10 protein-coding genes are annotated in these 12802 nt (G+C 64.4%); 6 read left to right on the top strand and 4 right to left on the bottom strand.

The genetic code is table 11. The features are described 5' to 3' along the window. Positions 1 to 79 precede the first annotated feature (79 nt). The 3 genes from LOY54_RS14800 (at position 80) to LOY54_RS14790 (ending at position 7045) form a co-directional block, all read left to right on the top strand. On the top strand, positions 80 to 3187 hold the full coding sequence (locus tag LOY54_RS14800) for an efflux RND transporter permease subunit (protein ID WP_258606905.1): 3108 nt from the start codon (positions 80 to 82) through the stop codon (positions 3185 to 3187). Next, positions 3184 to 4680 carry an efflux transporter outer membrane subunit gene (locus tag LOY54_RS14795; RefSeq protein WP_258606904.1) on the top strand — a complete coding sequence of 499 codons (1497 nt, stop codon included), beginning with the start codon at positions 3184 to 3186 and terminating at the stop codon, positions 4678 to 4680. The genes LOY54_RS14800 and LOY54_RS14795 overlap by 4 nt, the downstream gene beginning before the upstream one ends. A 280-nt stretch (positions 4681 to 4960) precedes the next feature. Then, the gene (locus LOY54_RS14790; RefSeq protein WP_093382198.1) at positions 4961 to 7045 is read left to right on the top strand and encodes a bifunctional diguanylate cyclase/phosphodiesterase; all 2085 of its coding nucleotides are present in this window, start codon (positions 4961 to 4963) and stop codon (positions 7043 to 7045) included. Here LOY54_RS14790 and LOY54_RS14785 read toward each other — a convergent pair whose 3' ends face one another. Then, complete coding sequence (locus LOY54_RS14785) at positions 7046 to 7306, bottom strand: DUF1652 domain-containing protein (RefSeq protein WP_258606903.1); 261 nt, start codon at positions 7304 to 7306, stop codon at positions 7046 to 7048. Positions 7307 to 7614: 308 nt separating this feature from the next. Between LOY54_RS14785 and LOY54_RS14780 the strand changes: the two genes are divergently transcribed. Further along, a complete protein-coding gene (locus LOY54_RS14780; RefSeq protein ID WP_258606902.1) occupies positions 7615 to 8871 on the top strand; it encodes a pyridoxal phosphate-dependent aminotransferase in 1257 nt (418 codons plus the stop codon). On the opposite strand, the gene LOY54_RS14775 is transcribed toward LOY54_RS14780, so the two are convergent. After that, complete coding sequence (locus LOY54_RS14775; protein WP_123566602.1) at positions 8797 to 9444, bottom strand: DUF1345 domain-containing protein; 648 nt, start codon at positions 9442 to 9444, stop codon at positions 8797 to 8799. The genes LOY54_RS14780 and LOY54_RS14775 overlap by 75 nt on opposite strands. 115 nt (positions 9445 to 9559) lie before the next feature. Here LOY54_RS14775 and LOY54_RS14770 point away from each other — a divergent pair, with 115 nt between their 5' ends. Together LOY54_RS14770 and xerC are read left to right on the top strand one after the other, a co-directional pair. Continuing rightward, positions 9560 to 10366, top strand: a complete 807-nt coding sequence (locus LOY54_RS14770) for a hypothetical protein (RefSeq protein WP_258606901.1) — start codon at positions 9560 to 9562, stop codon at positions 10364 to 10366. A 181-nt stretch (positions 10367 to 10547) separates the two neighbouring features. Then, the gene (gene xerC, locus LOY54_RS14765) at positions 10548 to 11462 is read left to right on the top strand and encodes a tyrosine recombinase XerC (protein WP_258606900.1); all 915 of its coding nucleotides are present in this window, start codon (positions 10548 to 10550) and stop codon (positions 11460 to 11462) included. A 19-nt stretch (positions 11463 to 11481) separates the two neighbouring features. Here xerC and tenA read toward each other — a convergent pair whose 3' ends face one another. Together tenA and LOY54_RS14755 are read right to left on the bottom strand one after the other, a co-directional pair. Beyond that, entirely contained in the window at positions 11482 to 12147 is a 666-nt protein-coding gene (gene tenA, locus LOY54_RS14760) for a thiaminase II (protein WP_258593641.1), read from the bottom strand. Positions 12148 to 12150: 3 nt separating this feature from the next. Continuing rightward, complete coding sequence (locus tag LOY54_RS14755; RefSeq protein WP_258606899.1) at positions 12151 to 12798, bottom strand: TenA family protein; 648 nt, start codon at positions 12796 to 12798, stop codon at positions 12151 to 12153. Between the last annotated feature and the right edge of the window lie 4 nt (positions 12799 to 12802).

Raw genomic sequence — 12802 nt, 5'->3', positions numbered from 1 at the left:
GGTCTGGTGCCGGACCGCAGTTGCAGAGGTCACCTCAAACTGCTTGCAGCTTGCAGCTTGCAGCTTGGAGCTACCGCCCATGAACCTCTCAGCTCCGTTCATCGCCCGCCCAGTGGCGACCATGCTGCTGAGCCTGGCGATCATGCTGCTTGGCGGTGTCAGCTTTGGCCTGTTGCCGGTGGCGCCGCTGCCGCAGATCGAGTTCCCGGTGATCGTGGTCCAGGCCAACCTGCCGGGCGCCAGCCCCGAAGTCATGGCCTCGACCGTGGCCACGCCGCTGGAGCGCTCGATGGGCGCGATCTCCGGAGTGACCACCCTTACCAGCAGCTCGAGCCAGGGCTCGACGCGGGTGATCCTCGGTTTCGACCAGGGCCGCGACATCGACGCCGCCGCGCGCGAGGTGCAGGCGGCGATCAATGCCTCGCGCAACTTGCTGCCCAGCGGCATGCGCAGCATGCCCACCTACAAGAAATACAACCCGTCCCAGGCGCCGATCATGGTCCTGGCGCTGACCTCAAGCGTGCTGCAGAAGGGCCAGTTGTACGACCTGGCCTCGACCATCCTGTCCCAGAGCCTGTCGCAGGTGCCGGGGGTCGGCGAAGTGCAGATCGGCGGCAGTTCGCTGCCGGCGGTGCGGGTCGAGCTCGAGCCGCACTTGCTCAACCAGTACGGCGTGTCCCTGGACGACGTGCGCCAGACCATCGCCAACGCCAACCAGCGTCGGCCCAAGGGCTTTGTCGAAGACAGCCAGCGCAACTGGCAGGTGCAGGCCAACGACCAGCTGGAGAAAGCCAAGGACTACGAGCCGCTGGTGATTCGCTACCAGGATGGCGCGGTGCTGCGCCTGAGCCATGTGGCCAGGGTCAGCGACGCGGTGGAGAACCGCTACAACAGTGGTTTCTTCAATGACCAGGACGCGGTGCTGTTGGTGATCAACCGCCAGACCGGCGCCAACATCATCGAGACCGTCAACAAAATCAAGGAGCAGTTGCCGGCCCTGGAGTCGCTGATGCCGGCCAGCGTCAAACTGGACGTGGCCATGGACCGCTCGCCGGTGATCAAGGCGACCCTCAAGGAAGCCGAGCACACCCTGATCATCGCCGTGGTGTTGGTGGTACTGGTGGTGTTCCTGTTTCTCGGCAACCTGCGCGCCTCGCTGATCCCGACCCTGGCGGTGCCGGTGTCGCTGGTCGGCACCTTCGCGGCCATGTACCTGTGCGGCTTTTCTCTGAACAACCTGTCGCTGATGGCGCTGATTCTTGCCACCGGCCTGGTGGTGGACGACGCCATCGTGGTGCTGGAGAACATCTCCCGGCATATCGACGAAGGCGTACCGCCGATGCGTGCGGCGTACATGGGTTCCAAGGAGGTGGGCTTCACCTTGCTGTCGATGAACCTGTCGCTGGTGGTGGTGTTCGTCTCGATCCTGTTCATGGGCGGCATCGTCGGCTCGCTGTTTCGCGAGTTCTCGATCACCCTGGCAGTGGCGATCCTGGTCTCCCTGCTGGTGTCGCTGACGCTGACGCCGATGCTCTGCGCGCGATGGCTCAAGCCCCACGCCGAGGGGCAACAGACCCGCCTGCAACGCTGGAGCGAGCAGCTCAACCAGCGCATGATGGCCGGCTACGGGCGCAGCCTGGACTGGGTCATGCGCCACCGGCGCCTGACCCTGTTGAGCCTGCTGGTGACCATCGCGGTCAACATCGCCCTGTACGTGGTAGTGCCCAAGACCTTTTTGCCGCAGCAGGACACCGGCCAGCTGATGGGCTTTGTCCGCGGCGACGACGGTCTGTCGTTCCAGGTCATGCAGCCGAAGATGGAGATCTTCCGCCGCGCCTTGCTGGCCGACCCGGCAGTGGAAAGCGTTGCCGGTTTCATCGGTGGCAACAGCGGCACCAACAACGCCATGGTACTGGTGCGCCTCAAGCCGATCAGCGAGCGCAAGGTCTCGGCGCAGAAGATCATCGAGCGCCTGCGCAAAGAGATGCCCAAGGTGCCCGGCGGGCGGCTGTTCCTGATGGCCGACCAGGACTTGCAGTTCGGCGGCGGTCGCGACCAGAGCAGCTCGCAGTTCCTCTACACCCTGCAAAGCAGCGAGCTCTCGGCCCTGCGCGAGTGGTACCCGAAGGTGGTTGCGGCGTTCAAGAGCCTGCCGGAGCTGACCGCCATCGACGCCCGTGAAGGCGGCGGCACCCAGCAGATCACCCTGGTGGTCGATCGCGAGCAGGCCAAGCGCCTGGGCATCGACATGAGCATGGTCACCTCGGTGCTCAACAATGCCTACAGTCAGCGGCAGATCTCGACCATCTACGACAGCCTCAACCAGTACCAGGTGGTGATGGAGATCAACCCCAAATATGCCCAGGACCCGCGCACCCTCGAGCAGGTCCAGGTGATCACCGCCGATGGCGCGCGGGTACCGCTGTCCACCTTCGCCCATTACCAGAACAGCCTGGCCGATGATCGCGTCAGCCACGAAGGCCAGTTTGCCTCCGAGAGCATCAACTTCGACATTGCCGAAGGCTACAGCCAGGACCAGGCTTTGGCCGCGGTGGAGCGGGCAGTGGCCAAGGTCGGCCTGCCCGAGGACGTGATCGCCAAGCTCGGCGGTACCGGCGATGCCTTCGCCGAAAGCCAGAAGGGCCAGCCGTTCATGATCCTCGGCGCCTTGCTGGCGGTGTACCTGGTGCTGGGCATTCTCTACGAAAGCTACATTCACCCGCTGACCATCCTCTCGACCCTGCCATCGGCCGGGGTAGGGGCCTTGCTGACCTTGTATGTGGTCGGCAGCGAGTTCAGCCTGATCTCCCTGCTGGGCCTGTTCCTGCTGATTGGCGTGGTGAAGAAGAACGCGATCATGATGATCGACCTGGCCCTGCAGCTGGAGCGCCACGAGCACCTGAGCCCGGAGGAGTCGATCCGCCGTGCCTGCCTGCTGCGCCTGCGGCCGATCCTGATGACCACCCTGGCGGCCATCCTCGGCGCCTTGCCGCTGCTGCTCAGCCACGCCGAAGGCGCTGAGATGCGCCAGCCGCTGGGCCTGACCATCATCGGCGGGCTGGTCTTCAGCCAGATCCTCACGCTTTACACCACCCCGGTGGTCTACCTCTATCTGGACCGCCTGCGCCATCGCTTCAACCGCTGGCGCGGCGTGCGTACCGACGCTGCTTTGGAAACCCCGCTATGACCCGACGTCCGCTTCTTTCCGACCGTTCGCTGCAGCCGCTGCTGGCTGCCCGCGGCTCGCGCCTGCTGGCCTCGGCCCTGTGCCTGGGGATGCTCAGCGCCTGTACCCTGAGCCCGGACTACCACCGGCCCGAAACCCCGGCACCGGTGGCCTTCAAGCACGCCGAAGGCTGGACCCAGGCCAACCCCTCGGACGCCATCGCTCGCGGCGCCTGGTGGGAGCTGTACGGCGACGCCCAGCTCAACGGCCTGGTCGAGCAGCTCAACGCCGGCAACCAGACCGTCGCCCAGTACGAAGCCCAGTACCGCCAGGCCCAGGCCCTGGTGCGTAGCGCCCGCGGCGCACTGTTCCCAAGCCTCGACCTGTCGGCCGGCAAGACCCGCTCCAGCCAGGGCACCGGCAGCTCAAGTTCGAGCCTGAGCAACAACAGCAGCGGCATCCGCAACACCTACAACACCCAGCTGGGGGTGAGCTGGGAGGCCGACCTGTGGGGCAAACTGCGTGACGGCCTGGCCGCCAACCAGGCCAGCGCCGAGGCCAGCCTCGCCGACATGGCGGCGATCCGTCTGAGCCTGCAGTCGGAACTGGTGCAGAACTACCTGCAACTGCGGGTGATCGACGAACAGAAGCGCTTGCTCGAGGCCACCGTCGAGGCCTATGAGCGTTCGCTGAAAATGACCGAGAACCAGTACCGTGCCGGGGTCTCGGGCAAGGACGCCGTGGCCCAGGCGCAGACCCAGCTGAAAAGCACCCAGGCCGACCTGATCGACCTGGTGTGGCAGCGCGCGCAGCTGGAAAACGCCATTGCCGTGCTGCTCGGCAAGGCCCCGGCCGAGTTCGCCCTGGCCGACAGCAAGGACATCCCGGCCCTGCCGCAAGTGCCGCTGGCCTTGCCTTCGCAACTGCTGGAGCGCCGCCCGGACATCGCCAAGGCCGAGCGTAACGTGATGTCGGCCAACGCCAGCATCGGCGTGGCCCGCGCCGCCTACTTCCCGGACCTGACCCTGAGCATGAGCGGCGGCTACAGCAGTAGCAGCTTCAGCGACTGGATCAGCCTGCCGAACCGCTTCTGGTCGGTTGGCCCGCAACTGGCCATGACCCTGTTCGACGCCGGCCAGCGCGCGGCAGAAGTCGACCGCAGCGAAGCGGTCTACGACCAGACCGTGGCCCAGTACCGGCAGACCGTGCTCGACGGCTTCAAGGAAGTGGAAAACTACCTGGTACAGCTCAAGGTCTATGAAGACGAAGCGCGGGTGCGCAGCGAAGCCCTGGCCTCGGCCCGCGAATCCCTGCGCCTGACCAACAACCAGTACAAGGCCGGGCTGATCGCTTACCTGGACGTGGTCAACGTGCAGACCACCGCCCTGAGCAACGAGCGCAGCGTGCTCAACCTGCTACAGGGGCGGCTGGTAGCCAGCGTGCAGTTGATCGCGGCGCTGGGCGGGGGCTGGGAGGCGCAGGCGGCGTTTGCCGAGCAGGATAGTGTTAATTAATCAATATAAATCAAAGGTATAAGTTGATTTATTAATGTTGTTTGTTCGGTAGGTTAGCTTGTGGTGCAAGCTGCACTGGGTTCTTGCTTTTCACATTAATAAAGTCATATATCTTATTGATTAATAAAGTATTTTTCTGCTAGAAATCACTTGAGATGGCAGTGATTCTTCATTGCCATCTTCCACCGAAAACTCCGTGCGTTTCGCCAAAGGTTGAGTACAATCATCGGCTTTTATCCGGGCCTCGCCAGTGCCCGGTCTACGGGTTGTGGAAGGCCTCATGCTGATCGGTAGTTACTCTTCGTCGCTGGTATTGATTTCGCTGTGTGTGGCCATCCTTGCTTCGTATACCGCCCTCGACCTCGCCGGCCGGATCAACACCGCCAAGGGCCGTGCGGTGTACCTGTGGATCGGTGGCGGGGCGCTGGCCATGGGCATCGGGATCTGGTCGATGCACTTTATCGGGATGCTCGCCCTGAACCTGCCGATCGAGCTCGGTTATGACATTACCCTGACCCTGCTGTCGCTGCTGATCGCCGGGCTGTCGTCGGGTTTCGCCCTGTGGCTGGTCAGCCAGCCGACCTTGCCGTGGCTGCAACTGGGCGCTGGCGCGTTGATCATGGGCACCGGCATCAGCAGCATGCACTACACCGGCATGGCCGCGCTGCGCATGACCCCGGGCATCGACTACGACCCCGCGCTGTTCAGCGCCTCGTTGCTGATCGCTGTCGGCGCTTCAGCAGCGGCGTTGTGGATCGCCTTCCGCCTGCGCCAGCAAACCCTTTATGTGCGCCATTTACGTGGCGGCGCGGCGATCATCATGGGCGTGGCGATCGTCGGCATGCATTACACCGGCATGGCCGCGGCGAACTTCCCCGAAGGCAGTTACTGCGGCGCACTGGGCGGCGGCCTGAGCGGCAACGGCCTGGATTACCTGGTGCTGATCACCACCCTGGCAGTGCTGGCCGCAGCTTTGCTGACCTCGGTGCTGGATGCGCGCCTGGAAGCGCGCACCGCCGAGCTTGCCCGCTCGCTGACCCTGGCCAACCAGGAACTGACCCAACTGGCCCTGCACGACACCCTCACCAGCCTGCCCAACCGTACGCTGCTGGCCGACCGTATCGACCAGGCGATCAGCAAGGTGGCCGAGCAGGGCGGTTGTTTTGCGCTGATGTTCATCGACCTGGACGGCTTCAAGCCGGTCAACGATGCCTTCGGTCACCACATGGGCGACCAGTTGCTCAAGGAAGTCGCCCTGCGCCTGCGCGGCCACCTGCACAGCCAGGACACCCTGGCGCGGATCGGCGGCGATGAGTTCGTGCTGCTGGTCGAGCTGCAGGAAGCCGACGACGCCGTGGGCGTGGCGGCCAAGCAGGTCAACCTGATCTCGCGCAGCTTCCGCGTTGCTGAACAGAACCTGCAGATCTCGGCGAGTATCGGCATCGTCCTCTACCCGGGCAATGGTATCGACCAGCACGAACTGCTGCGCAACGCCGATGCGGCCATGTACCACGCCAAGAGCGCCGGCAAGAACGGCTACAGCTTCTTCGACGTGTCGATGAACAGCAACGCCCGCCTGCAACTGCAACTGCTGCAGGATTTGCGCGTGGCCCTGGAGCAGGGCCAGTTCCGCCTGTACTACCAACCCAAGTTCGACGCCCTCGAGTGCCAGCCGATCGGCGCCGAGGCCTTGCTGCGCTGGGAACACCCGCAACATGGCCTGCTGCTGCCTGACCGATTTATCATCCAGGCGGAAAAAACCGGCCTGATCATCCCCATCGGCGAGTGGGTGCTGGACGAGGCCTGCCGGCAGATGCGCATCTGGATCGACCGGGGCCACAGCAACTGGCGCATCGCCGTTAACCTGTCGGCCATCCAGTTCTGCCACACCGGGCTGGTCGAGAGCGTTGCCAGGGTGCTGGCGCGTCATCAGTTGCCGGCCAACAGCCTGACCCTGGAAATCACCGAAACCACCGCCATGCGCGATGCCGACGCCAGCATGCAGGTGCTGCAGCGGCTTTCGGACATGGGTGTGGACCTGTCTATCGATGACTTCGGTACCGGCTATTCGAGCCTGATGTACTTGAAGCGCCTGCCGGCCAACGAATTGAAGATTGACCGCGGCTTCGTGCGAGATCTGGAGCAGGACAGCGACGACGCTGCCATCGTTTCGGCCATCGTCGCGCTGGGCCAGGCCCTGGGCTTGCGGATTGTGGCCGAAGGGGTCGAGACCGACCGCCAGCAGAGCTTCCTGACCCGCCTGGGATGTGACTCGTTGCAAGGCTATCTGCTCGGCCAGCCACAGCCGGCCGAGCGCTTCATCGCCGATATCGAGCGCGGGCGCGAGCCCCGGGTTGTCAGCTGATCAGCCGACGGCGCGCAGGTTGCAGGACGGTTCGAAGGCCTCGAGTTCGGCCTCCACCGCTTCGATGATGCGCTCGACGTCTGCCGCGTGCATCAGCGTGGCGCAGGGAATGCCGGCAATCGCCAGCAGGGTTTCGCCGGTGGCCCGGTCGAACAGGCGCGCCACCATGCTGCGCGGGGCGTCCATGCTGGCCTCGAAGCCCAGCGGATGGAAATGCCAGCGCATCATCTGGCAGGCGTTGGGGAACGTCAGCTTGTTCATGCCGGCCTCCTTGTACGGTGAACCTCACGCAAGAATGGGCGGGTCGGTGCGACCCGGCGGGAAACCTAAACATAGCATTGATGGCGCCAGTGTCGGCCCAGGATGATGACGGTTTGTCGAGAGTTTGACCCCGCTCACGTTCCCCGGCAGGCGCGGCGACCACTTTGGTATTGGCGGCAAACGTTTGCTGGCAATATTTCCCCGCCTGCCATGGCGCCGCTCTGCTATTTTTACCGGCAGTCGGCTGGGATGCTTGCCTGGGAGTTTCAGACCAATGGCGCGTCCAGGTTCAGTCAAGGAGACCGTCCATGCGTTATTCCGCGCTCACCCAACGTATCGCCGGTGACGGTGCTGCTGCCTGGAACATCCACTACCGTGCCGTCGAACTGCAAGGCCAGGGCCGGGATATCATCCTGTTGTCGATTGGCGACCCGGACTTCGACACCCCGCAACCAATAGTCGACGCCGCCATCGACAGCCTGCGCGGCGGCCACACCCACTATTCCGATGTGCGCGGCAGCGAGGCCCTGCGCCGCGCCATCGCCGCCCATCACACCCGCCACAGCGGCCAGCCGGTCGACCCGCTGGAAGTGGTGGTGCTGGCCGGGGCGCAATGCGCGCTGTATGGAGTGGCCCAGTGCCTGTTCGACCCGGGCGACGAGGTGATCGTCGCCGAGCCCATGTATGTCACCTACGAAGCGGTGTTCGGTGCCTGCGCCGCAAGGCTGGTGCCGGTGCCGGTACGCCCCGAGCAGGGCTTCAGGGTCGACCCTGACGACATCGCCCGGCGTATTACCCCGCGCACCCGCGCCTTGCTGCTCAACAGCCCGCACAACCCCTCTGGCGCCAGCTTGCCCAAGGCCACCTGGCAGCGCCTGGCGCAGCTGTGTATCGACCACGACCTGTGGTTGATCTCCGATGAGGTCTACAGCGAGCTGTTGTACGAGGGCGAGCATTTCAGCCCGGCCAGCCTGCCGGGCATGGCCGAACGCAGCGCGACCATCAATAGTCTGTCCAAGTCCCATGCCATGTCGGGCTGGCGGGTCGGCTGGGTGATCGGCCCGCAGCAGTTGACCGAGCACTTGAGCAACCTGGCGCTGTGCATGCTGTACGGTCTGCCGGATTTTATCCAGGACGCCGCCCAGGTGGCCCTGGAGCAAGACCTGCCCCAGGTGCGGCAGATGCGCGAGCGCTACCGCGAGCGGCGCGACCGGGTTTGCGCAAGCCTTGACGGCTGCCCGGGCATCCGCGTGCACAAGCCCGATGGCGGCATGTTCGTGATGATCGATATCCGCGAGACCGGCATTGGCGCCCAGGCCTTTGCCGAGCGTCTGCTGGAGGAGCATGGGGTGTCGGTGCTCGCTGGCGACGCCTTCGGCCCCAGCGCCGCCGGCCACCTGCGTTTTGGCCTGGTGCTCGACAGCGACCGTTTGGAGCAGGCCTGCCAGCGCATCGCCCGTTGCGCCATGCAGGTGCTTGAAGGCGTGCCGTCAGTTCAACAGGCCGGCGGCGATGTTGATGGTAAAGCCCAGAATCGCGGTGTTGAACACGAAACCCACCAATGAGTGGGCGAGGACGATACGGCGCATCTGCCGGTCGGCAACGCCCACGTCCGAGGTCTGCACGGCGACGTTGAGGGTGAACGAGAAGTAGTGGAAGTCCCAATAGTCGGGGTTCAGCTCGCCATCGGCAAAGCGCAGCAAAGGCTCCTTGCTGCCGGCGGTGTAGAACAGCCTGGCGTAGTGCAGGCTGAAGATGGTGCCGATCATCAGCCAGGAGCCGGCAATGGTAAAGCCGGTGTAGGCGTAGTGCAGCAGTTGCGGGCCACCGGCAAGGCCGCGGCTGGCGGCCAGTTGCAGGGTCACTGCGGCAAGGCTGGCGATCGCTGCGATGCTGACGGTGAGCAGCACCAGGCCGGCGTTTTCATCTTCGACACAGGCCACTTCGCGTACCTTCTCGGGGCTGGCGCGCAGGGTCAGCCACAGCACCAGCAGCAGGTACAGCCAGACGCCGATGTTCCAGCCAGTGAGGATGTGCTGCACCAGATTGTCGGCGGGAATCAGCCAGCCGCCCAGGCAGCCGGCAACGGCAGAAAAACTCAGGCGCGGGTGGGTGCGGGTCAGTCGATGGAAAGCCATGGGGCCTCGGGGCAGGGGGTTCCTCGGCAACTGTAGCCCATCGTTGCCGCCTGCGGGCGCGGAAATGCTTGCTGGCGGGCGCGGCCTTGGGCATTCTTGCGCGCCTCGCTTGCTCATGGATGACGCCCCTTTGTTCGCCCCCTCTTTACGCCTCGCCGCGTGCGCCCTGGGCGCTGCGCTAGCGCTTGGCGGTTGCAGCCACGGTATCGAGTCGATGCCGCTGGAATTCACCTCGTTCACCTATCACGATGGTTCTTACTCCCTGCGCTTTCGCAGCGACGAAGAGATTATCAGCCTGTTCGAACGGCATACCGGCGACGGGCAGATCGGCGAGTGGTTTACCTGCGCTCTGGACGATGACCAGGATTTCACCGTTGGCCATGCGATGATCTACAGCCTGGTTGGCGGTGTCGATTTCGAGGGCATCTCCGAAATCAAGGGCTACAACTACGTGGTCAACGCGCATTTCTACAAGACCACCCCGGACCGCAGCACGCAGACCGAACTGCTCAAGCCGGCGATCCAGCGCCTGCTGGCGGACAAGGCGCATGTCCCCTGCAAACTGAGCATTACCGCGTTTCTTTACGATGCCTACTATTCGAAAACCCTGCAGTTGCCGGTCGACCAGGTGCTCACCGAAGTGGCCCGGCACCGCGAGCGCCCGGTGCAATGGCAGCCCGAGCCGATTGTCATCGGTCGTTCGCCCCTGGTGCCGCGGATCGAGCCGTTGCCGCTGTACAGCGACCGCCTGCAAATCATCGATAACGACACCGGCCGCCCACGCGGCCACGTGGCCTATGTGGTCAAGCGCAGTGACGGCTACCTGGAGCATGGCGAGACGGATTTCAACGGTTTGACCCATGAAGTCATGTCGCTGACCCGCGAAACCGTGAAGCTGTACCTGGATGACTCGGTGCCATGAAAATGCCCTCAATCGATTCCGGGGGCGTCGATGAGGTACTATCGGGATTCTTGCCGTGGCTAAAAAGACTTGCCAATCAATGACCTGATTGTGATGCAGGTCAGTGGCCACGGTGTTGTCACGAGTCAGACTGGCCCGTTGCAGGCCCCTGACCTCAGCTGCGCTCTACAGGATTCCCGGTTTGTCCGATTCACTGCAAAACCCCTTGCTGCAATACCTCGCCCGCCTGGCGCCGTCCAGCCAGCTGACCATGAAGTACATCCTCCAGGATGCTGCCGACCGCCTGGGCTTCGAGGATTGCGACATCGCCGAGGTGCCCTGGCACCAGCTCGAGCCCGGGCATGTCACCGCGCTGGTGGCGGCCTTGCGCGTCGATGGCTATGCGCCGAACACCTCGTCGCTGTACGTCAACGCGGTACGCGGGGTAATGAACGAGGCCTGGCGCCTGAGCCTGATCAGCCAGGAGCAGTTGCTCAAGATCCGCACGGTCAAGCCGACCCAGGGCACGCGCCTGCCGGCCGGGCGCAACCTCAAGCGCAGCCTGATTCGCGAGCTGATGGACGCCTGCGCTGCCGACCCGCGCCCGCAGGGGTTGCGCGATGCGGCGGTGATCGCCTTGCTGTACGGCACCGGTATGCGCAAGTCCGAGTCGGTCAACCTGACCCTCAGCCAGGTTGACTTCAGCGAACGCAGCCTGCAGGTGCTGGGCAAGGGCAACAAGCAACTGATCAAGTACGCGCCGCCCTGGGCGTTTGCAAAGCTCAACGCCTGGCTGGCGTTTCGCCGCGAGCAATTGCCTGAAGGGCAGGCCGACGACGAGTTCCTGTTCAACCGTATCCGCCGTGGCAGCCACATCACCCGCGAGCGCATCACCAAGCACGCGATCTACTACATCGCTCGCCAGCGCGGCACTCAAGTAGGGGTAAAGATCATGCCCCACGATTTTCGCCGCTCGTTCATCACCCGGGTGATCGAAGAGCATGACCTGTCGATCGCGCAAAAGCTGGCCCACCACACCAACATCCAGACCACCGCCAACTACGACATGCGCGATGACAACGAGCGGCGGCGGGCGGTGGATCGCTACGATTACTGACCTGTGGAATCTTTAACCCTTACTGTCCAGCCGCATCCAGCCCCATCTGCCAGAAGTCGGCTTCCAGCCGTGAGGCCTGGGCGAAGACCTTGACCAGTTCCTCGAAGCGGCGCTCGGTCATGGTTCGCGCGGCCAGGTCATCCAAGTGCGCGCGGGCAGCCGTGGCCACGCCCTGGTAGCCGGCGCCTGCGTATTCGCCAATCCACTCGCGGTAAGGATGATCGCCCAGTGCCTGAACGCCGTCGGGGGTCAGGTTGCGGCCGATTTCGGCGTAGCCGATCACGCACGGCGCCAGGGCCACGTGCAGGTCCAGCAGGTCGCCGGCGGCGCCGCAGTCCAGCACGAAGCGGGTGTAGGCGACAGTGGCCTGGTGCTCCGGTGTCGCCGCGAGGTCGTCGGCCGACAGCCCCCAACGCTCGCACAGGCGCACGTGCAGCTCGGTTTCGTCGAGAATCGCCGCCAGCCCCGCCTGGGCGGCGCGAATGTCGGCGAGGGTGCGGCTCTTGTAGGCGGCCAGGGCCCAGGAGCGGGCGAACTGGATCAAGAACAGGTAGTCCTGCACCAGGTACTTGCGAAACGCCGGTTGCGCCAGGGTGCCGGCGCCCATCTGGCGAACGAAGTCGTGCTCGACGTAGCTGTGCCAGTCGGCGCTGGCGGCCTGTTTCAGGCGCTCGAAGATATCCATGGTTTAGCCCTCAATGTCGTAGGCGGCGTCGAAAAACGCCTGTTCCAGCGCCACGCTGCGCAGGAAGAAGTCGCGGCTGACCTGTGCGTGTGCAGGCCCGACGCGGTCCAGCTCGGCGCGCAGAAAGGCGACAAAATCCTGGAACGCCGGGTTGTCGTGCAGGGTGATCCACTCGGCGTGCTCGAAGCGCGGCGGCAGTTGCTTGTTGGCCCGCAGCGCCCAGTCCAGGTACAGGCCCTCGACGACGTTGAGCACCGCCAGGGCGGCGGCGTAGGAGCGGGTGGCCGCGGCTTCGCGCATGATCGCCTTGAAGCCTGCGGTCGGCGCTGAGTCCGGTGCCTCAAGGCGCTGCGCCTCGCTGACGCCCAGGGCTTCGAAAGCGCGTAGGAAGTAGGTGTTCTCTTCACCGGCGATCACCCCGGTAAAGCGCCCCAGGCGAATCCGCGCCTCGAAGGTATCGGCGCTGGCGATGGCGGCGCCGAGCAGGGTCAGGAACGCATCGATGAAACGGTGATCCTGGATCAGGTAGTTGACCAGCACAGGGTCGGCCAGACTGCCGTCGAGCAGTTCATTGACGAAGCGGTGTTCGATGCACTGGGTCCAGCTCGGCTCGCTTTGCTGGCGAAGGCTGTCGGTGAAGCGCGCGGTCATGCTG

The sequence above is a fragment of the Pseudomonas sp. B21-032 genome, assembly GCF_024748965.1.
Classification (GTDB): domain Bacteria; phylum Pseudomonadota; class Gammaproteobacteria; order Pseudomonadales; family Pseudomonadaceae; genus Aquipseudomonas.
The sequence above is the reverse complement of the archived record's forward strand: the minus strand, read 5'-3'. Positions and strand labels throughout refer to the sequence as shown.